Annotated in this window: 24 protein-coding genes; 2 read left to right on the top strand and 22 right to left on the bottom strand. The window is 71.5% G+C overall.

Going from position 1 to position 22,047, the window contains the following annotated elements:
• Positions 1-25 precede the first annotated feature (25 nt).
• From AC1DXK_RS11965 to tuf, 5 genes are all read right to left on the bottom strand, one after another.
• A complete protein-coding gene (locus AC1DXK_RS11965) occupies positions 26-322 on the bottom strand; it encodes a 50S ribosomal protein L23 (protein WP_243950844.1) in 297 nt (98 codons plus the stop codon).
• Positions 319-939, bottom strand: a complete 621-nt coding sequence (gene rplD, locus AC1DXK_RS11970; protein ID WP_091783715.1) for a 50S ribosomal protein L4 — start codon at positions 937-939, stop codon at positions 319-321. The genes AC1DXK_RS11965 and rplD overlap by 4 nt, the downstream gene beginning before the upstream one ends.
• Positions 939-1,664 (bottom strand): 50S ribosomal protein L3, encoded by a 726-nt coding sequence (rplC, locus tag AC1DXK_RS11975; protein WP_043351246.1) that lies wholly within the window; start codon positions 1,662-1,664, stop codon positions 939-941. The genes rplD and rplC overlap by 1 nt, the downstream gene beginning before the upstream one ends.
• 51 nt (positions 1,665-1,715) lie before the next feature.
• Complete coding sequence (gene rpsJ, locus AC1DXK_RS11980) at positions 1,716-2,024, bottom strand: 30S ribosomal protein S10 (protein WP_043351245.1); 309 nt, start codon at positions 2,022-2,024, stop codon at positions 1,716-1,718.
• Positions 2,025-2,104: 80 nt separating this feature from the next.
• A complete protein-coding gene (gene tuf, locus AC1DXK_RS11985) occupies positions 2,105-3,295 on the bottom strand; it encodes an elongation factor Tu (protein ID WP_477297858.1) in 1,191 nt (396 codons plus the stop codon).
• Between the two features lie 306 nt (positions 3,296-3,601).
• Between tuf and AC1DXK_RS11990 the strand changes: the two genes are divergently transcribed.
• Positions 3,602-4,465, top strand: a complete 864-nt coding sequence (locus tag AC1DXK_RS11990; RefSeq protein ID WP_457106587.1) for an outer membrane protein — start codon at positions 3,602-3,604, stop codon at positions 4,463-4,465.
• 156 nt (positions 4,466-4,621) lie between these two features.
• On the opposite strand, the gene phnN is transcribed toward AC1DXK_RS11990, so the two are convergent.
• The 9 genes from phnN to phnG form a co-directional block, all read right to left on the bottom strand.
• Entirely contained in the window at positions 4,622-5,152 is a 531-nt protein-coding gene (phnN, locus tag AC1DXK_RS11995; RefSeq protein ID WP_457106586.1) for a phosphonate metabolism protein/1,5-bisphosphokinase (PRPP-forming) PhnN, read from the bottom strand.
• Positions 5,152-6,288, bottom strand: a complete 1,137-nt coding sequence (locus AC1DXK_RS12000; protein ID WP_457106585.1) for an alpha-D-ribose 1-methylphosphonate 5-triphosphate diphosphatase — start codon at positions 6,286-6,288, stop codon at positions 5,152-5,154. The genes phnN and AC1DXK_RS12000 overlap by 1 nt, the downstream gene beginning before the upstream one ends.
• 10 nt (positions 6,289-6,298) lie before the next feature.
• The gene (gene phnL / locus AC1DXK_RS12005) at positions 6,299-7,006 is read right to left on the bottom strand and encodes a phosphonate C-P lyase system protein PhnL (protein WP_457106584.1); all 708 of its coding nucleotides are present in this window, start codon (positions 7,004-7,006) and stop codon (positions 6,299-6,301) included.
• Positions 7,003-7,776: a phosphonate C-P lyase system protein PhnK gene (gene phnK / locus AC1DXK_RS12010; protein WP_457106583.1), complete on the bottom strand. Its 774-nt coding sequence runs from the start codon at positions 7,774-7,776 to the stop codon at positions 7,003-7,005. Before phnK ends, phnL begins: the two co-directional genes overlap by 4 nt.
• Entirely contained in the window at positions 7,773-8,246 is a 474-nt protein-coding gene (locus tag AC1DXK_RS12015; protein WP_457106582.1) for a GNAT family N-acetyltransferase, read from the bottom strand. The genes phnK and AC1DXK_RS12015 overlap by 4 nt, the downstream gene beginning before the upstream one ends.
• A complete protein-coding gene (locus tag AC1DXK_RS12020; protein ID WP_457106581.1) occupies positions 8,243-9,052 on the bottom strand; it encodes an alpha-D-ribose 1-methylphosphonate 5-phosphate C-P-lyase PhnJ in 810 nt (269 codons plus the stop codon). Before AC1DXK_RS12020 ends, AC1DXK_RS12015 begins: the two co-directional genes overlap by 4 nt.
• A gap of 260 nt (positions 9,053-9,312) precedes the next feature.
• On the bottom strand, positions 9,313-10,419 hold the full coding sequence (locus AC1DXK_RS12025; RefSeq protein WP_457106580.1) for a carbon-phosphorus lyase complex subunit: 1,107 nt from the start codon (positions 10,417-10,419) through the stop codon (positions 9,313-9,315).
• Between the two features lie 3 nt (positions 10,420-10,422).
• A complete protein-coding gene (gene phnH / locus AC1DXK_RS12030) occupies positions 10,423-11,010 on the bottom strand; it encodes a phosphonate C-P lyase system protein PhnH (protein WP_457106579.1) in 588 nt (195 codons plus the stop codon).
• Positions 11,011-11,012: 2 nt separating this feature from the next.
• Complete coding sequence (gene phnG / locus AC1DXK_RS12035; RefSeq protein ID WP_457106578.1) at positions 11,013-11,483, bottom strand: phosphonate C-P lyase system protein PhnG; 471 nt, start codon at positions 11,481-11,483, stop codon at positions 11,013-11,015.
• Between the two features lie 79 nt (positions 11,484-11,562).
• Here phnG and phnF point away from each other — a divergent pair, with 79 nt between their 5' ends.
• The gene (gene phnF, locus AC1DXK_RS12040; protein WP_477297862.1) at positions 11,563-12,306 is read left to right on the top strand and encodes a phosphonate metabolism transcriptional regulator PhnF; all 744 of its coding nucleotides are present in this window, start codon (positions 11,563-11,565) and stop codon (positions 12,304-12,306) included.
• A gap of 177 nt (positions 12,307-12,483) precedes the next feature.
• Here phnF and phnE (AC1DXK_RS12045) read toward each other — a convergent pair whose 3' ends face one another.
• From phnE (AC1DXK_RS12045) to AC1DXK_RS12080, 8 genes are all read right to left on the bottom strand, one after another.
• The gene (gene phnE / locus AC1DXK_RS12045; protein ID WP_457106576.1) at positions 12,484-13,350 is read right to left on the bottom strand and encodes a phosphonate ABC transporter, permease protein PhnE; all 867 of its coding nucleotides are present in this window, start codon (positions 13,348-13,350) and stop codon (positions 12,484-12,486) included.
• Positions 13,347-14,228: a phosphonate ABC transporter, permease protein PhnE gene (gene phnE / locus AC1DXK_RS12050; RefSeq protein WP_457106575.1), complete on the bottom strand. Its 882-nt coding sequence runs from the start codon at positions 14,226-14,228 to the stop codon at positions 13,347-13,349. The genes phnE (AC1DXK_RS12045) and phnE (AC1DXK_RS12050) overlap by 4 nt, the downstream gene beginning before the upstream one ends.
• Positions 14,229-14,244: 16 nt before the next feature.
• Entirely contained in the window at positions 14,245-15,171 is a 927-nt protein-coding gene (phnD, locus tag AC1DXK_RS12055; protein ID WP_457106574.1) for a phosphonate ABC transporter substrate-binding protein, read from the bottom strand.
• 102 nt (positions 15,172-15,273) lie between these two features.
• Entirely contained in the window at positions 15,274-16,122 is an 849-nt protein-coding gene (gene phnC / locus AC1DXK_RS12060) for a phosphonate ABC transporter ATP-binding protein (protein ID WP_457106573.1), read from the bottom strand.
• Between the two features lie 112 nt (positions 16,123-16,234).
• Positions 16,235-16,855, bottom strand: coding sequence for an LbetaH domain-containing protein (locus tag AC1DXK_RS12065; RefSeq protein ID WP_477297865.1), 621 nt, complete (start codon positions 16,853-16,855; stop codon positions 16,235-16,237).
• Entirely contained in the window at positions 16,848-17,534 is a 687-nt protein-coding gene (locus AC1DXK_RS12070; protein WP_457106571.1) for a DUF1045 domain-containing protein, read from the bottom strand. Before AC1DXK_RS12070 ends, AC1DXK_RS12065 begins: the two co-directional genes overlap by 8 nt.
• 25 nt (positions 17,535-17,559) lie before the next feature.
• Entirely contained in the window at positions 17,560-18,720 is a 1,161-nt protein-coding gene (locus AC1DXK_RS12075) for a ceramide glucosyltransferase (protein ID WP_457106570.1), read from the bottom strand.
• 89 nt (positions 18,721-18,809) lie between these two features.
• Positions 18,810-22,010 (bottom strand): autotransporter family protein, encoded by a 3,201-nt coding sequence (locus tag AC1DXK_RS12080; protein WP_457106569.1) that lies wholly within the window; start codon positions 22,008-22,010, stop codon positions 18,810-18,812.
• Positions 22,011-22,047 lie beyond the last annotated feature (37 nt).

Consider the following 22,047-nt stretch of genomic DNA (forward strand, 5'->3'; position numbering starts at 1 on the left):
CGGCTTGGATCCCTAAAACCCGTCCTCAGAGCCCGGTCGTGACGTCGATCGTGTGGCCCTCGGCCAGGGTCACAATCGCCTTCTTCACGTCGGAGCGCTGTCCGCGGAGGCCGCGGAAAATCTTCTTCTTTCCCTTGGTGACAAGGGTGTTCACGGCCGTGACCTTGACGTCGAACAGCTTCTCCACGGCCTCCTTGATCTGAGGCTTGGTCGCCTTGGGGGCGACCCGGAACACGACCTTGTTCTGCTCGGTCAGGTTTGTCGCCTTCTCGGTGATGACCGGGGAGACGATGATGTCGTAGTGGCGCGGATCGGCACTCATTTGAAACGCTCCTCCAGCGCGTCGACGGCGGCCTTCGTCAGGACGAGCGTGTCGCGGCGCAGGATGTCGTAGACGTTGATGCCCTGCACGGGCAGCACGTCGATCTGCGGGATGGCGCGGGCAGCCCGACCGAAATTCACGTCGACCTCGGCCCCGCCGATGATCAGCGCGTTCGACAGGCCCATCTTGCCGAACCGCTCGACGAGACCCTTGGTCTTGTGATCCTCGATCTTGATGTCGTCGACGACGATTAGGGTCGAGGCCTTGGCCTTGGCCGAGAGCGCGTGGCGCAGGGCCAGGGCACGGACCTTCTTGGGAAGGTCGTGGCTGTGGTCGCGCACCACGGGACCGAAGGCCCGGCCGCCGCCGCGGAACTGCGGCGCCGAGGCCGCGCCGTGGCGGGCATTACCGGTGCCCTTCTGCTTGTACAGCTTCTTGCGGGTCCGGTTCACGTCTGAGCGGTTCTGCACGGCATGAGTGCCGGCGCGACGCTTGGCGAGCTGCCAGCGGACCATGCGCTGCAGCAGGTCGGCGCGAGGCTCAAGGCCGAAGATGGCCTCATTCAGCTCGACCGAACCGGCGCCGGCGCCGTCGAGAGTGGTGATATCGAGCTTCATCACGCGGTCTCCTCAGCCGCAGCGGCCTCGGGAGCCGGGGCGGACGCGCCGTTTTCACGGAACTTGCCCGGCAGCGGAACGTCGGCGGGCAGCTTGCGCTTCACCGCGTCGCGGATCTGGATCCAGCCGCCGGCCACGCCCGGAACCGCGCCCTCGACCAGGATCAGGCCGCGCTCGGGATCGGTGCGCACGACACGGAGATTCTGGGTCGTGACCCGCTCGACGCCGAGGTGACCCGGCATCTTCTTGTTCTTGAAGGTCTTGCCCGGATCCTGACGCCCGCCGGTCGAACCGATCGAGCGGTGCGAGATCGACACGCCGTGGGTGGCGCGCAGGCCGCCGAAGTTCCAGCGCTTGATACCGCCCGCGAAGCCCTTACCGGTCGTGGTGCCGGTGACATCCACGAACTGTCCGGGGATGAAGTGGTCCGCGGTGATCTCCGCGCCGACCGGGATCAGCGCGTCCTCGGAAACGCGGAACTCGGCGAGCTTCTTCTTCGGCTCGACCTTGGCGACCGCGAAGCGGCCCCGCTCGGCGGCCGAGACGTTCTTGACCTTGGCCTTGCCGACGCCGACCTGCAGCGCAACGTAGCCATTCTTCTCGACGGTGCGGTGGGCAACCACCTGGCACTGGTCGATCTTGAGCACCGTGACGGGGACATGCTCCCCCGCGTCCGTAAAGACGCGGGTCATGCCGACCTTCTGTGCGATGACGCCTGAGCGCATAGGTTCTCTCCCTCGCGCGATGAAACGGTAAGCTCTAAGTCCTCAGCGGACTCAGAGCTTGATCTCCACGTCCACGCCGGCGGCGAGGTCGAGCTTCATCAGCGCGTCCACGGTCTGCGGCGTCGGATCGACGATATCGAGCACACGCTTATGCGTGCGCATCTCGAACTGCTCGCGCGACTTCTTGTCGATGTGCGGCGAGCGGTTCACGGTGAACTTCTCGATATGCGTCGGGAGCGGGATCGGACCCCGGATGGTCGCGCCGGTGCGCCGGGCCGTGGAGACGATCTCCTTGGTCGACGCATCGAGGATGCGGTGATCGAACGCCTTCAGGCGAATACGGATGTTCTGACCGTTCATGATCCTGGAACCTTGAGAGGGACGGCGGGGTGTGCGGGGCCTGGACCCCGCCGCGCCCTGCTAAGGATGCTTTCTCGAGCTCAATCGTTGATGGCGGCGACGACGCCGGCACCGACGGTGCGGCCGCCCTCGCGGATGGCGAAGCGCAGCTTCTCCTCCATGGCCACCGGCACGATCAGCGCCACGTCCATGGTCACGTTGTCGCCTGGCATCACCATCTCGGTGCCCTCCGGCAGCGTGCAGATCCCGGTCACGTCCGTCGTGCGGAAGTAGAACTGCGGCCGGTAGTTCGTGAAGAACGGCGTGTGACGGCCACCCTCCTCCTTGGTCAGGATGTACGCCTCGGCCTTGAACTTCGAGTGCGGCTTCACCGAACCGGGCTTGCACACGACCTGGCCGCGCTCCACGTCCTCGCGCTTCGTGCCGCGCAGCAGCACGCCGACGTTGTCGCCCGCCTGACCCTGGTCGAGCAGCTTGCGGAACATCTCGACGCCGGTGACCGTCGTGGTCTGCGTGTCGCGGATGCCGACGATCTCCACCGTCTCGCCGACCTTCACGATCCCGCGCTCGACCCGGCCCGTCACCACCGTGCCGCGGCCCGAGATCGAGAACACGTCCTCGATCGGCATCAGGAACGGCAGGTCGATCGGGCGCTCCGGCTGCGGGATGTAGGCATCCACCGTCGCCATCAGCGCCAGCACCGCCTCCTTGCCGATCTTCGGCTCCTTGTCCTCCAGCGCCATCAGCGCCGAGCCCTTGGTGATCGGGATGTCGTCGCCCGGGAAGTCGTACTTCGACAGAAGCTCGCGCACCTCAAGCTCGACCAGCTCCAGCAGCTCCTCGTCGTCGACCATGTCGACCTTGTTGAGGAACACCACCAGCGCCGGAACGCCGACCTGACGGGCCAGCAGGATGTGCTCGCGGGTCTGCGGCATCGGGCCGTCGGCCGCCGACACCACCAGGATCGCGCCGTCCATCTGCGCCGCGCCCGTGATCATGTTCTTCACGTAGTCGGCGTGGCCCGGGCAATCCACGTGCGCGTAGTGCCGGTTGGCCGTCTCGTATTCCACGTGCGCCGTCGAGATCGTGATCCCGCGCGCCTTCTCCTCCGGAGCCTTGTCGATCTGGTCGTAGGCCGTGAACGTCGCCCCGCCCGTCTCCGCAAGAACCTTCGTGATCGCCGCCGTCAAGGACGTCTTGCCGTGGTCAACGTGCCCAAYCGTGCCGATGTTGCAGTGYGGCTTGGTGCGGGAGAACTTTTCCTTGCCCATGATTCCCGTTCCTGCGGCGGGGACCGGATCGGTGCCCCGGATCTACTCGACCGCCCCGAACTCGGAACGGGGCGAAAAGCGGGGTCCGCTTAGAGGCTCGGCCGCCAGGGATCAAGCTCCAGCCTGTCGGAGGCGCCCGACCGCAGGTTCGACTGTCAAGCCGCGGCGGCGAATCGTGAACTTGGAAACATCAGTCTCCGGGAATATCGGGGACGCTTTCGCGACACACTGTGGCATTGCGGGCATAGCGCGATTCCTGCGGCCGAGCTTAACTGCGACCAACAACGCAGCACCTCGGACCCCGCCATGATCAAGAAGTTCCTCCTCGCCACTGCCGCGACGGCGCTGGTCTCGACGGCCGCCTCCGCTGCCGATCTGCCGCGCCGCGCCGCGCCGCCGCCGGTCTTCACGCCGGTGCCGGTCTTCACCTGGACGGGCTTCTACGGCGGTCTCGAGACGGCCTACACCTTCACCGACCGTGAGCGAATCTCCACCGTCGGCGTCCTGCCGGGCAACGCCAACAACGTCGCCCTCGGCCGCCGGCCGTTCCTGACCTCGACCTCGCAGGACGGCTTCGCCAACATCGGCGGCACCGCCGGCTACAACTACCAGTTCACGCCGGGCTCCGGCATCGTCGTCGGTCTGGCCAACAGCATCGACTGGACGGACATCACCAAGAACCGGGTCGTCCTCGGCACCGGCAACGTCGCCGGCGGCCCGCCGAACATCAGCCAGTTCCGCCAGAGCCTCGACTGGCTCGGCACCCTGACCGGCCGCGTCGGCTACGCCTTCGACCGGGTCATGGTCTACGGGATGGGCGGTCTCGCCTACGGCAACGTCTTCCACGACGCCAATTTCTACACCCCCGGCGGCCGCCTGCAGTTTGCCGGCCGCTACGACGACTTCAAGATCGGCTACGCCTATGGCGGCGGCATCGAGTTCGCCCTTCCGACCGACAGCTTTCTGAACACCTTCGCGCTCGGCCGCTACATCGGCATCAAGTACGACGCCATCACCGTGAAGGCCGAGTACCTGCATTACGATCTCGGCAGCCAGAACGTGCTCGTCGGCGCGGTCCCGGGCGTGGGCACCGGGTCGTACATCTCGCGCTTCCGCACCGAGGGCAGCATCGTTCGCGCTGGCTTCAACTACAAGTTTGGCGGCCTCTAAGGCCTGCCGCGTCGGGATCGTCCCCGGCGGATTGCAATCAGGGTGGGTGCCGGCAGCGGCGCCCACCCTTTTTCGTGTCTGCATCGGCGCGACATGGTCAGCCCGCGGGGCGGGCCGATCGGCGTGAACAGCGCATCCCGAATCGAAAGTGCCCCGTCAGCAGGCGCGCAGATGCGCGACCAGCTTCGCCGCGGCTTCATCCGGTGCGCCGGTATTGAGGATCGTCAGATCCGCGGTGACGCCGCCCGCGCGGGCGAGACGCGCGGCGAGGTCGCCGTCCTGGGGCCGGCCCCGGGCGGCGAGGCGCTGCGCCAGGATCTCGGGCGGCGCCGTGACCTCCACGACGCTCACCCGCGGGCAGGTTCTGCGCGCCTGCGCGACGACGCGGCGCGAGACGTTGCAGATCACCACAGAGCCGCCGGCGGCGCGCCTTCCGGCCTCCGCCGGGAGGGCGTAGCCGAGGCCGTGGGCGTGCCAGCTCAGGGTGAAGCGGCCTGCCGCGCAGCCCTCGGCGAAGGCGACGGCGTCGATCTCGTCGTTGTCCTCGTCCGCCGAGGGCGGCCGGGTGACGAGGCGGCGCGGGAAGACGTAGCGCGGATCGTCGGCCAGGGCCGCCCGGGCCAGCCGGATCAACGTGTCCTTGCCGGCGCCGCTCGGGCCGACCACGAGGACGAGGCAGCCCGGCATCAGGCGACCCGCCGGCCGGCGCGCCAGACCTCGCGGACCACCGGCACGCCTTCGGCCCGCTGCACGCGCACGAGGTCGGCGCGCAGCCCGGGCGCCAGGGCGCCGCGGTCGGTCAGGCCGGTGGCGCGGGCGGGGTTGGCCGTCACGGTGGCGAGCGCCTCGGGCAGCGTGATCGCGGGCGCCCGCTCGGGCAGCAGGAAGGCCGCCATCAAGAGGCTCGCCGGCACGTAGTCCGACGACAGGATGTCGAGGTGCCCGGCTTCCGCCAGCGCCAACGCCGCGACGTTGCCGGAATGCGAGCCGCCGCGGATCAGGTTCGGCGCCCCCATCATCACGGTGAGTCCCTGCCCGTGCGCGGCCTCGGCCGCCTCGCGGGTGGTGGGGAACTCGGCGAGCCGCACGCCCTCGCCGACCGCGAGGTCGACATCGGCCAGGGTGGTGTCGTCGTGGCTCGCCAGCGGGATGCCCATCTCGCGGGCGAACTGGACGAGAGCCGGGCGGTTCTTCGCGTTCAGCGCCCGGCCGTCGCGGAACTTGCGCTCGGTGTTGGCGCGGATCTCCTCCATGGGCCGGCCGCCGCGGGTCGCGTATGTGTAGTACTTCTCCATGTCGCGGAACTGCCGCTGGCCCGGGGTGTGGTCCATCAGCGAGATCAGGCCGACGGGGTAGCGGGCCGTGAAGGCCGCGACCGTGTCGAGCACGTCCGTGGAGGGCAGTTCGCAGCGCAGGTGCGTGAAGTGCTCCGCCCGGAACAGGTCGCCGGCCCGCGCGGTGGCGATGGCGCCGGCGAGCTGCTCCAGTTCGGAGCCGAGGCCGCTGCCGTCCGGGTCGCTGCCGGCGCGGAGCGAATCGAACACCGTGGTGATGCCGGAGGCGGTGATCTGCGCATCGTAGGCGAGCACGGCGCCGAGCGGGTGCCAGCGCACCTTGGGGCGCGGCGCGTAGTGGCTCTCGAGATGGTCGGTGTGCAGCTCGATCAGGCCGGGGATCAGGTGGTCGCCGCCGCAATCGAGGCCGCGGGCGGGCGGGCGGCCCTCGCCGATCTCGGCGATCGCCCCGTCCGAGACCGCGAGCCAGCCCCGCTGCACCCGGTCCGGCAGGACCAGGGTCGCGTTCTCGAGGATGAAGTCGTCCATCGTGAAATCCTCAGGCTGCCCGGGCTTGCGGCGCGAAGCGGGTGACATCGACCACCCGGGTCGCCACAGCGTCGCGCATCTCGCTGTCGTGGAAGATGCCGAGCACGCCGGCGCCGGCCTTCAGCTTCTCGCGGACCAGCTCGGCCACCACGGCGCGGTTCTCCGCGTCCAGGGAGGCGGTGGGCTCGTCGAGGAGCAGCAGCGGCCGGTCGGCGATCAGGCCCCGGGCGATATTGACCCGCTGCTGCTCGCCGCCCGAGAAGGTCGCGGGCGGCAGGACCCAGAGCCGCTCGGGCAGGTTCAGCCGGGCGAGCAGGGTCTTGGCCCGCGCGCGCGCCGCGTCTTCGGACAATCCGCCCTCGCGGCCGGCGGCCTCGACGACGTCGAGGGCCGAGACCCGCGGGATCACCCGCAGGAACTGCGACACGTAGGCGATGATCCGCGCCCTGAGGGCCAGCACCGCCCGCGGATCGGCCCGGACGACATCCACCAGGGCGTCGCCGTCGCGGACCAGGATGGCGCCGGAATCGCAGCGGTAATTGCCGTAGGCCATCTTGAGCAGCGAGGACTTGCCCGCACCGGAGGGACCGCCGAGCACCACGCACTCGCCGGGCTCCACCGCGAGGCTCACGCCGCCCACCACCGGCAGGACGATCCCGCCGCGCAGGTGCAGGGTGAAGCTCTTGGCGACGTCCTGGAAGGTGAGGAGCGCGGTCATGCGGCGAGCACCGAGGAGACGAGGAGCTGGGTGTAGGCGTGCTCGGGATCGTCGAGCACCCGGTCGGTGAGGCCGGTCTCGATGACCCGGCCGGCGCGCATGACCATGATCCGGTGCGAGAGGAGCCGCGCCACCGCGAGGTCGTGGGTGACGATGATCACCGCGAGCCTCAGCTCGGCCGAGAGCCGGCGGATCAGGTCGAGGAGCCGGGCCTGGACCGAGACGTCGAGGCCGGAGGTCGGCTCGTCCATCAGCACCAGGCGGGGGCCGGTGACGAGGTTCCGGGCGATCTGCAGGCGCTGGCGCATGCCGCCGGAGAAGCGCGTCGGCGGGTCGTCGATCCGATCGGCGGCGATCTCGACCCGGCCGAGCCAGTCGAGGGCCTGGGCGCGGATCCGGCCGTAATGGCGCTCGCCGAGCCCCATCAGCCGCTCGCCGACATTCCCGCCGGCCGAGACCGCCATGCGCAGGCCCTGGGCCGCGTCCTGGCGGACGAAGCCCCACTCGGTGCGCATCAGCGCCCGGCGCCCGGCCTCGCTCAAGGTGCCAAGGTCGCACAGCGCGCCGTCGCGCATCCGGTAGGCGACCGTCCCGGAATCGGGCGCCAGCTCGGTGGCGATGAGGGAGAGCAGCGTCGACTTGCCGGACCCGGATTCGCCCACGATGGCCAGCACCTCGCCCGGGACGAGGTCGAACGACACATCGGCGCAGGCGAGGCGGGCGCCGTAGCGCTTGGTCAGGCCGCGGACCTGAAGCAGGGATTCGCTCATCGGGTCACCTCAGCGAGGTCCGGCACGAAGGGGGGATCGAGGCGGAAGCTGTAGCCGTAGCGCTCGAAGCCGAGGCTCTCGTAGAAGGCGTGGGCCGGCTTGGCGTCGACGTTCGACGACAGGGCGACCTTGTAGCAGCCCCGCGCCTCGGCGAGGCGGGACGCCGCCTGCATCATCGCCCGGCCGAGACCGCCGCCGCGGTGCCGGGACGAGACCACGACGCTCTCGACCAGCGCCGAGGGCGTGCCCCAGTGGGCAATGTTGTCGAGGATGACGAGGCAGAAGGTACCGACGACCGCGCCGTCGCGTTCGGCCACGTGGAGCCCGTAATCGGGATAGGCCGCGAGCCGGTCGAGGAGCGCCCCGGCCTGCTCCAGGGTCGCCACCCGCCCGCCGTTCAGCTCGGCGTAGAGGTCGAGGGTCGCGGGAAGGTCGGGCTGTCCAGCCTGGCGGACCGTGAGGTCGCTCATGTCGCGTCCCCCGTGCCGACATGGCCGTCCGCGCGGCGCCCCTCGCAATGGTCGGTGTCCGAGCACACGAACATCCGCCGGCCGGCATCGTCGAGCAGCATCTCGTCGAGGTAGACGCCCTCGGCGCCGCACAGGGCGCAGGGCTGATCGAAGTGCTGCACCCGGAACGGGTGGTCCTCGAAATCGAGGCTGCGCACCCGCGTGTAGGGCGGCACCGCGTAGATCCGCCGCTCGCGGCCCGCGCCGAAGAGCTGGAGCGCCGGGCAGTCGTCCATCTTGGGATTGTCGAATTTCGGCGTCGGCGACGGGTCCATCACGTAGCGGCCCGCCACCTCCACCGGGTACGCGTAGGTGGTGGCGATGTGCCCGTGGCGGCTGATGTCCTCGTAGAGCTTCACGTGCATGGCGCCGTACTCGGCCAGCGCGTGGAGCTGGCGCGTCTCGGTCTCGCGGGGCTCCAGGAAGCGCAGGGGCTCGGGGATCGGCACCTGATAGACCAGGGTCTGGCCGTCGGTGAGCGGCGTCTCCGGAATGCGGTGGCGGGTCTGGATCACCGTCGCCTCCGCGGTGCGGGTGGTGGTGGCCACCCCGGAGGTCCTGGCGAAGAAGCGGCGGATCGAGACCGCGTTGGTGGTGTCGTCGGCGCCCTGGTCGATGACCTTGAGCACGTCCGAGCGCCCGAGGATCGCCGCGGTGACCTGCACGCCGCCGGTGCCCCAGCCGTAGGGCATCGGCATCTCGCGGGAGGCGAAGGGCACCTGGTAGCCCGGCACCGCGACGGCCTTGAGGATGGCCCGGCGGATCATCCGCTTCGTGCCCTCGTCGAGATAGGCGAAGTTGTAGCCGGAGCCGCGTGCGTCTCCTGCCGCGTCGAGAACGGACGCAACGGGCTCCCTCTCCCGTTCGGGAGAGGGTTGGGGTGAGGGGTCAGGTCTGTCCGGAGAGGTCGCATCCCTCACCCTGTCCCACTCCCGCACGGGAGAGGGAACCTGCGCGTCATCCGGTACGCGGCCCGGAAGCTCCCGCGAAACGGAGCCACCACGGAAAGGAGACATCCCTGTCGCGCTCATTCGGCGGCCTCCTGGATCTCGCTGGCGTCGGACGTCGCCTCGAACTCGGCCCGCAGGCGCCGGACCAGCTCCAGCTCCGCCTGAAAATCGACGTAATGGGGCAGCTTCAGGTGCTCGACGAAGCCGGTCGCCTGGAGGCTGTCGCAATGGGCCAGGACGAATTCCTGGTCCTGGGCGGGGCTCGCCACCGGCTCGCCCAGTTCCTCCGCGCGCAGCGCCCGATCGACCAGGGCCATCGCCATGGCCTTGCGCTCGCTCTGCCCGAAGCTCAGCCCGTAGCCGCGGGTGAACTGGGGCGGGGTCGCCCCGGCGCCCTTGAACTGGTTGACCATCTGGCACTCGGTGAGCCGGACCCGGCCGAGGGGCACCGCGAAGCCCAGTTCCTCGGGCACGAACTCCACCGCCACCGTGCCGACCCGGATCTCGCCGACGAACGGGTGGGTGCGGCCGTAGCCGCGCTGGGTCGAGTAGGCGAGGCTCAGGATGAAGCCCTCGTCGCCCCGGGCCAGGGCCTGGAGCCGCAGCGCCCGGTCGGCGGGGTAGTCCACCGGCTCGCGGGTGAGGTCGCCCACGGGGGCGCCGTCGTCAGCGGGGGAGGCCTCGATCAGGCCGTCCCGGCCCAGCATGTCGGTGACCCGGGGGCAGCTCCCGGCATCGGCACGGGGCTCGGCCTCGGCGGCGGGCTCCACCGCACCCTCGGCCGCGAGGGCGAAGTCGATCAGCCGGTGGGTGTAGTCGAAGGTCGGCCCGAGCACCTGCCCGCCCGGCAGGTCCTTGAAGGTCGCCGAGATCCTGCGATCCACCGCCATGGCGCCGGTCTCCACCGGCACGGAGGCGCCGAAACGGGGCAGCGTCGTCCGGTAGGCGCGCACCAGGAACACCGCCTCGACCACGTCGCCCCGCGCCTGCTTGAGGGCGAGCGCCGCGAGGTCGGGGTCGTAGAGCGAGCCCTCGGTCATCACCCGGTCGACGAGGAGCGCCATCTGCTCGCGGATCTGAGCCACGGACAGCTCCGGCACGGCGGGATCGCCCCGGCGCACCTCCGCGAGGAGCCTGTGAGCGTTGTCGATGGCGGCCTCGCCGCCCTTGACGGCCACATACATGGGCTAGGCCTCCGTAACCGTCGTGGAGCGCGGCAGACCGGCCACACGGCCGGGGGCCGTGAGGATCAGGTCGACGCCGAGCGGAAAGTCAGCGCGGTTCTCGGCGAGCTGCGCCGCGAAGCCGTCCGGCAGGGGCGCCAGCGCCATGCGGGCGCCGCCCCGGATGCCGGGGCCGGCGAGGTGCAGCCCCGTGCCCTTCAGGATCGCGTCGAGGGCGAACACCAGGGTGGTGGACGTATCGGGATAGGCGGGCGTGCCGGGGGCGAAGCGGGCCAGCGGCGGGCAGCGGGCGGGCTCGCGGACCAGCGCGAAGGCGGCCCCGGCCGGGTCCTCGGTGAGTGGCGCGCCGGTATGGAAGCGCAAGTAGGCGGCGACCTCCGGTGCCTCGGCGAGGGCGGCATCGAGCCAGACCGGCGTGTCGGCATCGGTGAGCGCCAGGGCGATGGCGGCCAGCTCGGGCGTCAGCGGCGCGGGCGGCGCGAGGCCCGTAGCGAGGGGCCGGACGCGGCCGGGCCGGGCGAGGGCGTCCATCACGGCACGGAACGTCCCCTGGGCGTCGTGGACGGGATCGGCGAAACCGGGTGCGAGCATGCTCAATCCTCCCCGCGGGCGAGGGTCAGGAAGTCGACCCGGGTGGCGGCGGTGCGCCGGGCCGCCTGCGCCCGGGACGCCTCGATCCGCCGGGCGGCGGCCTCCAGGGCGGTCTCGACGCCTGCGCGCCGGGCCGGATCCTGCCAGAGGGCATCGAGGATCGCGGCGAGCCGCGCCTTCGTGCGGTCGCGCCCGAGATGGTAGGCGAAGCCGGGCGGCCCGTCCGCGAGGCGGATCGCGGCCCGGGTTACGCTGACCTCGCCGAGATTGAACGGCCGCCCGTCGCCGCCGATCCGGCCGGTGGCCATCACGAGCCCGGTCTGCGGCGGCCGCAGATCCACGCTGGCGGGGCTGCGCAGGGTCGACAGCGCCGCCTCCAGGTCGGCCCGGCTCGCCTCGGCGCAGAGCGCCATCACGGCCTGGCGCGCCGCGACCTCGCCCTGGGGGCTCGGCTTCCTCGGGCTCGTCGTCATCGCGAATCCCTCCATCGCACGGTTGTATAGGTGTATAGACAACTGGCGTGCCGGTCACAAATGAAGTTTGGATGACAGGATGGATGCGCAGGAGCAGGCGCCCGGTCTCGTCCGGGGCGAGGGACTGACGGCGTGGCGCCAGATCGCCGACGCGCTGACCGCCGAGATCGCGGCCGGCCGCTACGCGGCGGGACAACAGCTGCCCGCCGAGGCCGCCCTGGCGGCGCGGTTCGCGGTGAACCGGCACACGGTGCGGCGCGCCCTCGCGGCGCTGGCCGAGAGCGGCCTCGTGCGCGCCAGCCAGGGCCGGGGCACCTTCGTCGAGGAGGCGCCCCTCGCCTACCCGATCGGGCCGCGCACGCGGTTCTCCGAGATCGTCGCGGGCGCCGGACGCGAGGCCTGGGGCGACCTGATCACAGCCGCCACGATCGCGGCCGGCCCCGAGCAGGCAGCGGCCCTCGCCCTCCCCCCTGGTGCACCGACCCTGGAGCTGCTGACGGTCCACCGGGCGGACGACGCGCCGCTCTCGACGGCGCTGACTTGGCTGCCGCTGCCGCGCTTCGCGGGCTTCGCCGAGGCCTATGCCGAACGCGGCTCGATCACCCGGGCCTTCGCGGCCTGCGGCGTCCACGACTACACCCGGCTCTCGACGCGCATCCGCGCCCGTCCGGCCGATGCCGCGGAGGCGCAGCGCCTCCAGATCGCGCCGGGGCGGGTCGTGCTCGCGGTATCGAGCGTCAACGTCGATCCCGCCGGCGTGCCGATCCAGGCGAACCGCACCCTGTTCGCCGCCGACCGGGTGGAGCTGGTGATCGGGGAGTGATGCGGCGTCCGCGCGACCGCCTCGGCACAGCGTCTTTGCGAGCGGAGCGAAGCAATCCAGGGCAGCGCGACAAAGGCCGATGTCGCGCGACCCTGGGTCATTTCGCTTCGCTCATGATGACCGAGAGGTCCGTCACCCGAGGGCGCTAACCGGAAGCCGTATGATACGAGGCCTCGTTCAGCGCGCCGCCGGCCCGATGATCGCCCGGCGCAGGCGGGTCGAGACCCAGTCGATCGCCGCCACGGTCACGAGGATCATCAGCACCAAGAAGGCGACCTGCTGCAGTTCCAGCACGCGGATCAGCTCGGTGAGGTACTGACCGATGCCCCCGGCCCCGACGATGCCGATGATCGTCGCCGAGCGGGTGTTCGATTCGAAGAAGTACAGGACCTGGCTCGCCAAGACCGGCAGCACCCCGGGGATCAGGCCGAAGCGGATGCGGTGGAGCGCCGAGCCGCCCGAGGCCACGACGCCCTCGCCGGGGCGCTTGTCGCAGGTCTCGATCGCCTCGGAGAACAGCTTGCCGAGCGCCCCGAAATCCGAGCACGCGATGGCGAGCGCCCCGGCGAACGGACCCAGGCCCACGACGTTGATCCAGATTAGCGCCCAGATCAGCACGTCCACCGAGCGCATCACGTCGAGGCCGCGGCGGACGGCGAACCGCGCGAAGGGGTTCGGCACGACGTTCCGGGCCGCCAGGAACGCCACCGGGAAGGCGAGGATCGCCGCCGTCAGCGTGCCCAGGAAGGCGATGCCGAGGGTCTCGCCCAGCGCGTGCAGGAAGGTCCAGAACTGGCCCTCCGGCGAGGGCGGCAGCATCAGCACCGCGAAGGTGCCGAGCCGCCCGAGCCCGTGGAGGATCCGCGCCACCGAGAAGTCGAGGCGCCAGGTGCCGAACGCCGCGAGCCCGACCAGGACGACGAGCAGGGCGGCCAGTCGCGCCCGTCCCGGCCAGTCGGTGCGGAACTGCGCGGGATAGCGCGCGCGCAGGCGGGCAAGGTCGGCCCGGGCCGCCGCCCGCAGGGCCTCGGGACGCGCACTCATCGGGCGGCCTCCGGGCCGATCAGCCGGTGGCGGACCCGCTCGGTGGCGAGGTCGATGCAGAACACGGTCAGGATGATCAGCACGAGGATCGCGCTCACGTCCGCGTAGTAGAAGTTGCGGATCGCCACGAGGAATTCCTGGCCGATGCCGCCGGCACCGACGAAGCCCATCACCCCGGCCCCGCGCACGTTGATCTCGAAGCGCAGCAGCGCGTAGGAGGCGAAGTTCGACAGCACCTGCGGCAGCACCGCGAAGCGCACCGTCTGGACCCAGGTGGCGCCCGAGGCCGACAGGCCCTCGACGGGACGCATGTCGATGTTCTCGACCACCTCGGAGAACAGCTTGCCCAGCGCCCCCGTGGTGTGGATCGCGATGGCGAGCACGCCCACCATCGGGCCGAGGCCGAAGGCGATCACGAAGATCAGCGCGAACACCACCTCGGGGACGGTGCGGCACAGCTCCAGGAGGCGCTTCGCGCCGAGCCGCAGCAGGCGCGACCGCACGAGGTTGGCGGCGGCCACGAAGCTGAGGGCGAAGCCCGCGAGCCCCCCGAGCAGCGTCCCGAGATAGGCCATGAGCAGGGTCTCGCCCAGCAGGCCGAGCCACTTGGGCAGGCCCCAGTACCAGGCGCGGACGTCCTCGAGGGGGTGCTCGAGGCCGATCGGCGGCAGGATCTGCCGGATGTAGGCGGTGAACTTGCCGATGTTCTCGGCGAAGACCAGCGGCCGCACCTCGGCGGCGAGCCCGGCCACGACGGCGAGCAGCGCCACGACGGCGAAGCTCGCCAGCGTGCGGCGACGGGCGGCGCCGGTCGCCGCTGCGTAGAGGCCGGAGAGGGCGGCTGCCCGCTCCGGCGACAGGGGTGTCGGACCGCGCAAGTCCGGCGGCTCCGGATCAGGACTTCCGGCGCTGCTCGTCGTTGAACCGCAGCATGTCGATGATCGGCTGGTAATCCTTGAGGGTCACCGGCGTGAGATCCTGGTCCTTGCCGTCGGAGAGCCGGTCGAAGGCGGCCTTGTCGGCCTTCGGCAGGGCCACGAAGGCGGCGCGGATCTTGGCCTTCAGGTCGTCCGGCAGGCTCTCCAGCATGGCGAAGGGTCCCTCCGGAAGGAAGTCGGACTTGAACACGACCCGGAAGTCCGACTGCTGCATCGGCGTCCCGTCGGGCTTCTTGAGCATGCCCTTGGCGGCCATGCGGGTGACCATCGTGTCAGTCTCGGAATTCCACAGGTTGGCGGCGGCGTCGGCCGTGCCCTGGGTGAGCGCCAGCACGGCGTTCTCGTGGCTGCCGGCGAAGAAGGTCTTGCCGAAGAACTTCTCGACGTCGTAGCCCGCCCGCTTCAGGAAGAAGCGCGGCGCCTGGTTGCCGGAGGTGGAGTTCGGATCGACCAGGGCGAGGTTCTTGCCCTTGAGATCCTCGACCGTCTTGTACGGGCTGGAAGCCAGCACGTAGACCACCGAATAGTAGCCCGAGGCGCCGGTCTCGTGCTTCTGGTTGACGATCGGCTCGATCTTCACGCCGGTCATCACGGCCCGCGCGAAGGAGGCCGGCCCGTACCACGCAATCTGGATGTTCCCGGCCCGCTGGCCCTCGATCACGGCCGCGTAGTCGCTCGCCACCCGCAGCTTCACCGGCACGCCGAGGGTCTTGGTCAGGTAGGCGGTGAGCGGCGCCCAGCGGTCGGACGTGCCCGAGGCGTTCTCGGCCGGAATCACGCCCAGGGTCAACTCGGGGTACTGGGCCTTCCAGTCCTGGGCGGCGGCCGGCAGGCCGAGGAGGGCGAGGGCCGCGGCGGCGGCGAGGGTGCGTCGGGTGATCATCGTGTCGTCCTTCGTGTCGGCGTGTGTCGCGGGTTCGGCCGGCCGCGGGGCCGGCCGGGCGTTTCCCGATCCGTCGTTGGTGTTGGGGCCGGATGGCCCGGTTCAGGCGCCGAGGGCGGCCTCGCGCACCGGCCGGGCCGGCACAAAGCCGGGCCGGCCCGGCATCGCCGCCCGCTGCTCGGCCTCGCGCTGGGCCGCATCATCGAGCACCTCGCCGGCCTCCAGGCCGTAGAGCCGGCGGGCGACGTCCTCGGTGAGGTCGAACGGGCCGCCCTCGAACACGACGCGGCCGGCCGCGAGGCCGACGAGGCGGTCGCAATAGGCGCGGGCGAGGTCGAGGGAGTGCAGGTTGCACAGGACCGTGATGCCGTAGCGCCGGTTCACCTCGGCCAGCGCGTCCATCACCAAGCGGGTGTTGCGCGGGTCGAGGGAGGCGACGGGCTCGTCGGCGAGCAGGATCTCGGGCTCCTGCACGAGGGCGCGGGCGATGGCGACACGCTGCTGCTGCCCGCCCGACAGGCCGTCGGCCCGCTGGCCGGCGAACTCGCCCATGTCGAAGCTCTCCAGGGCCGCGAGCGCCATGGCGCGGTCCTCCTCGGACCAGAGGCGCAGCAGGGATCGGTGGCTCGGCGCGTGGCTGAGGCGGCCCATCAGCACGTTGGTCATCACGTCGAGGCGGCCGACGAGGTTGAACTGCTGGAAGATCATGGCGCAGCGGGTGCGCCACGCCCGCAGGGCTCGGCCCTGCAGGGCCGTGACGTCCCGCCCCTCGTGGAGGATGCGCCCGGACGTGGGGTCGGCCAGCCGGTTGATGAGGCGCAGCAGCGTCGACTTGCCGGCACCCGACCGGCCGATCACGCCGACGAAGCTCCCCGGCTCGATCCGGAGCGACACGCCGTCGACGGCGCGCCGGTCGCCGTATTGGCGCGTGAGACCCTCGATAACCAGCATGCCACCATCCGCCGGGGAATGGCCGCAGCTAAACGCCGATTTCACGACGATTGGATGACGAATACAGGTCGATTAAGTTTGCCGGCGCAGCGACTGTAGTTCGATAGCCGACTTAATCTTCGTATCTCTCCAGGAATGCTTCGATGGGCAGCCTGCGAAAATCCGGGAGCGCCCGGCGCAGGCGCTCGTGATCCCAGTCCCACCAGGCCAGACGCATCAGGCGCGCGGCGACGCCTTCGGGAAAGCGGCGCCGGACCGGCTTGGCGGGATTGCCGACGACGATCGTATAGGGTTCGACGTCGCGGGTGACGATGGCGGCCGCGCCCACCACGGCGCCGGTGCCGACGGTGCGGCCGGGCAGCACCACGACGCCATGGCCGATCCAGACATCGTGGCCGATCGCCACCGGGCTCGACCGGCGCCGGTCGAAGAAGGCCGGCTCGTCCGCCTCGTCCGGCCAATAGGCGTGCGCCCGGTAGGTGAAGTGCGCCTGCGACGCGCGTTCCATCGGGTGGTTGCCGGGATTGATCCGCACGCTGGCGGCGATCGAGCAGAACTTGCCGATCGTCGTGTAGATCACCTCGCAATCCTGGCCGATGTAGGAATAGTCGTCGAGGATCGTCTCGGTGAGGCGGGTGCGGGCGCCGACCTCCGTGTAGCGGCCGAGGCGGCCATCGACGACCCGGGCGCTGGGATCGATCGCGGGTTCGAGTCCGAGGGCGCGGTCAACCACGGGCCTCTCCGAAGGGCAGGCGCGCCAGGAGCCGGAACGAGCCCGACCCGTCCTGGGTCAGGAGGCAGACGGCGTCGATCACGAGGGGATCCGGCCCGGCGGCGGCATAGGCCTCGGACAGGCGCCGGTGCCACGCGTCGCGCTCCGCCTCCGGCAGGGCGTCGGTCAAGGTCATGTGGAAGCGGAAGGCCTCGAACACGTACGGGTAGCCCCAGCGCGCCAGCAGCGCCCGCCCGCGCGGGTCGAGGCGCTCCGGGCGGCGTCTGGCCCGCTCGGTCTCGGTGAGCGGCGCGCGGAACGGGTCGAGGGCGGCGACGCACTCGGCGGCGAAGAGCCCCAGGCCCGGCGGCGGGGCCTCCGGCACCAGGGCGAGGAACGGCCCGAGGGCGGCGACCACCAGATTTCCGACCGCCACCGGCGGGTGGGCGGCCGCGAGGTCGCGGGTGGCGGCGACGAGATCCGCCTCCGTGGTGCCCGTCGCGAGGCGCAGGGGCGCCTTGAGGGTGGCGTGGAACCCGTAGACCCGGGCGCCCGCCGTGACGGCGGCGAGGTCGCTCAAGCCCTCCGGGTGCGGGACCGCTGCCCCCGCGACGGAGTCGGTGCCGAGGACGGACCGGCCGAAGGCTTCCAGCCGGGAGCCCGGGGCAGGCAGGCAATAGAGGGCGTAGCGGCGCGACACGTCTCGGCCTCCGATCGTCGAGCGGTCAGGCCGTCGGCGCGTAGGGACGCGCATCGGCGGCCCGCCGGGGACGCACATCCATGGCGTTGCCCCGCCACACGATGGCGCTCTGCATCCAGGCGCCGAGCCAGATCGCCGGGATCAGGACGTCGCGCGCCAGGAAGGCCGCCAGCATGCGGGGCGAACGGTGCCAGCCCGCGCGGAATGCGAGCCGGTGCTCGGCGGCATAGCACAGGGCGGCGAGGCCGGCAGCGCCGGCGAGGCCCGCGAGGCTGCCGGCCCAGAGGGCGACGAGGAGGGCCGGCAGCAGGACGCCGCTGCCGATCTCGGGGGCGAAGAACAGCGGGAAGGTCACCCGCCGCAGCCGTGCCCAGCGCAGCTGCCGCGCCCAGACCTCGCGGAAGCCGCGCGGGCCGAGCGGCTGCTCGAACGGACTCGCCACGAGGTGGACCCGCTTGCCGGCGGCGCGCACCAGCTTGGTGGCGGCCGCGTCCTCGGCGATCTCGGCCGCGAGCGCCTGAAGGCCGCCCTGCGCCTCCAGAAAGGGCTTGTGCCAGAGCATGCTCTTGCCCTGCGCGAAGCCCAGCCCGAAGGCCTCGGCGGCGTATTGCCAGCGGGCCTGCAGGGTATTGAGGAAGGCGCATTCCACCTCGGCCATGAAGCTGCGCGGGCGGGCGCCGGCCGGCGCGGAGCAGACGAGGCCGGTGTCGTCCCGCCACGCCGCCTGGAGGCGCTGGAGGTAGTCCGGCGGCATCGCGACGTTGGAATCGGCGAGCACCACCCAGTCGTGGGCGGCGGCGCGCCAGCCGCGCAGGCAGTTGTTCAGCTTCGGATTCGCGCTGACCCGCTCGTCGCCGAGGATCAGGCGGGCGGGCACCTCCGGATGGGCCTCGATCAGGCGCCGGACCATCGGGAGGATCGGGTCGCCCGGATCGGCCACGCAGAAGATCAGCTCGTAGGACGGATAATCGAGCCGGAAGCTCCGGGTGAGCATCTCCTCGCTGTAGGCCTCGACCCCGTGGAGCGGGCGGACCAGGGACACGGGCGCGCCGGCCGGGAAGCGCGACGGTCCGGGGCTCCGGCCGGGCGCCCCGCCGAGGCGCCGGCCCGCGACCGCGATGCTGCCGATCTGGACGAGGGCCAGGAGCGCGCCGAGGGACAGGGCCGGCACCGTGGCGTCAATCATGCGGATCCCTCGAGCGAGAGGCGAGCGGTCCGGTCCGCTAGCGGCCGGACCGCGTCAGGCGTGTGACAGAGGCGGCCGCCGGGTGCTCCTCAGAACCGAAAGGTGAAGTTGCCCTTCACGGCCTGGTCCTGCGCCCGTGCGCCGGTCTGGCCCGTGTAGGCCACGCCCAGGCTCGCGTTCGGCGCCACCGCGAGGTCGAGTCCCACCTCCGCCACGAAGGCGTCCCGGTCGATCGGCACGCCCGCGCTCAGGAAAGCCGGCCCCGTGCCGAACCGCAGCAGCGCCGCCGGCACCACGTCCCCGAACGCCCGCCGGTAGCCCACCAGCCCGCGCGCCGCCACCGGCAGGCCCAGGCCCAGATCCAGGCTCGTCTGCGCCCGCACGCCCACGGTCGCCGCGCCGAGATCGTAGTCCCGCGCGAGACTCGTCAGCGCCGCGGCACCCCCGGCCTCCACGAAGGCGTCGCGCCGGATGCCGACATAGGCGGCGCCGACGAACGGCTCGACATAGGCCGCCGCGGGCTGAACCGCGATCGCGCCGGCTCCGTCCTGGGAGACCAGCACAGCCGCGGCCGGCGCGGCCAGCGGGATCTTCCAGCCGATCTCGCCGAAGCCCTGCACCGTGTGGCCGCCACCGTGCCCGGTCGGGGTGTCGGACAGGCCGTACAAGACCACGCGGCGGGTGCGCGTATCCGTATCGGCGTAGACTGCGCCGAGCCGCAGCGAGACCGACCCGACTTCATAGCCGCTGTAGACGCCGCCGAACCCGCTCTTGAGCGTGGCGCTTTCCAGACCGCCCGTGCCGCCGAGCCGGCCGGCGCTGTCGAGATACGCCTCGGTGTAGCCCCCGACCACGCCGAACCGCATTCCGCCCGGCAGGCGCAGGTCCGCGCCGGCGGCGAAGCCCGCGATCTGCCGGTTCAGGTCGGCCGCGTTGCCGCCGCCGTCGGCGGTGCCGAACGCCCCGAAGCCCTGGCCCCAGAGGCCGAAGACCTGCGGATCGAGGGTCCGGACCGGCACGGCCGCCACCACCGGCGGCCGGCCCGGCAGGTCGGCCGCGTAGGCGGACGGCAGGGTGCCGTAATCCAGGCCCGTGCCGGGGTTGCCCCAGCGCAGGCGGTCGAGCACCGCCTCGCGGACGAAGAACGCCGTCTCGTAGGCGGTGGACACGGTGCCGGCATGGATATCGCCCGCGAGCGCCCGGAAGCCGCCCGCCGCCTCGCCGGACGTGAACGCGACCGCCGCGTCGTAGAGCCGGCCGGAGCCGGACGCCTGGACGGCATTGGCCGCGGCCGCGCCGTTCCGGCTGGTGGCGCTGCTGGAGAACGCCACGTCGTTGCGGGTCAGCGTCAGGTCGACCGCGCCGGGCCGGTAGCGCAGGCCCGGGCTGAGGAAGGCGAGGTTGGCGGTCACGCCGGCGAACTGGCCCGACACGCCGCCGGCCGCGGAGAGGATGGTGTAGGTGGTGCGCGGGCTGTACGCGCCCGAGGCCGCCAGAACCTGTACGGTGCCCCCGGACAGGAAGGCGGCGCCCCCGGCGGCGATCCGGTCGGACTGGCCGGCGGCGTTGGCCTCGACCTGATAGATCGAACCCGGCGCGAAAGCGACGGCGCCGGTGACGGCCAGCGCGCCGATGGAATGGCCCGGCGCGACCGTGCCGCCCGGCAGGGCGCTGATGCCGCCCAGCGTGCCCGTGCCGCCGAGGAGGCCGCCGGCCCCCACGAAGGCGGTGCCCGCGATGGTGCCGTTGGCGTAGAGCGCGCCGCCCTGGCCGATGCCGACGTCGATGCCGAGACGGTCGCCGAGGTCCATCCGCAGGGTGCCGGTGACGGACCCGAAGTATCCGGCTGTCGCATAGAGGTCGATGCGGCTCCAGTAGCTGAGCGGGCTTCCGTAGAAGGCCGCGAGTGCGTTGGTCTCGGTGTTCACGAGGATCTGGTTGATGGTGCCCGTCGCGAGCTGGCCGTAGAGGCCGCCGTTCGGCGCGAGGGTCCGGGCCGCCGCGGTCGAGCCGCCGTACAGGGGCGCGAGCAGGATGGAGGCGTCCGGCCCGCCGGCGGGGGCCGCCTCGCGGGGCGCCTGGGCGAAGGACAGGGTCGGCAGGCCGTAGGTCAGGCGGCTCTGGTAGGCGGTCTGGTTGGCCGCGGAGGGCACGTAGGGGTTGCCCGCGCTGTTGGCGGCGCTGCCCGCGCAGGCCGCGACCGTGTTGCCGCACTGGGCCGCGAGATAGGCCTGGATCTGGCCCTGCGCCTGGACGAACTGGGTCGGCAGGTTGAGCGCCGTGCCGGTCACCGCGGCGTTGTTGATGTAGGCCGGGTTGGTGAACGCCTGGGCGAGGTCGTAGGTGGCCAGCGCCCGGCCGCCGATGATGTCGAGGGGATAGTGCACGCCCAGCGCGATGCGGCTGTTGGCGTAGTCGGCGGCCCGGGCCAGCATGCTCTGGTACTGCTGCGGCACCAGCATCGCGAGCAGGATGCCGTCGGTATAGGCGTAGGTGGTGTGCCCGCTCGGGAAGGACGGGTTGGTGGCGATGCCGTTGAGGGCCGACGGGTCGAAGACGTTGAACCGGGCCGGCGCCGCCTGGACGGGCCGCGAGGAGCCGTAGACGTCCTGTCCCGCCTGCGTGTTGGTCACGCTGTAGGCGAGGTCGTAGACGCTGTTGGTGGTGTTCGGCAGGCCGTTGGCGGTGGGCAGGCTGGAGCCGGCCGGGGGCACGGCCGGGACCGCTACGTAGCCGGCCGGGGTCACGCTCGGATTGTTGGCCGCGCCGTTGGCGAAGTAGTTCTTGGCGACGCCGAGGTTGTTCCCCGTGACGCTGTAGGCGCCCACCAGCAGGTTGACGACGCTGCCGAGGGGGCCGCTCGCCCCCTGCGCGACACCGCGCTGGTAGATCGGGCCGAGCTGGGCGCCGAGGCCGCCGACGAGCTGCTGCGGGACAAGGCCGTTGATCGGCGTCTGCCCCGGCAGGCCGCCCGCGAGGTTGGCAGCGACGCCGTAGGTGCCGAGCCCCACCGCGGAGAGGTTGTTGCTCGCCGAGCCGAGCAGGCTCTTGTCGCTGATCGCAAGTTCCTGCTGCGCCCGGCCGGCGCCGGTGTTGACCGCCGCCGATTGCGACAGGTTGAGCTGCAGCGTCTGCTGGCCGGTCGCACTCGAGTTGAGCAGAAGATACGGCGCCAGCAGACTGAGGACATTCACGTCCGAAGCCGTGGTGTTGACGGTCTGGGCCTGCGCCCCCGGACCGAACGCCGCGACCGCCAAGGCCGCGATCGAGACCCCGTATCGAACCAACATGTCGAGCCCCCGCACATCGCGACCCTTCGGCCTGCGG

It is taken from the genome of Methylobacterium sp. P3_A11 (genome assembly GCF_056403155.1).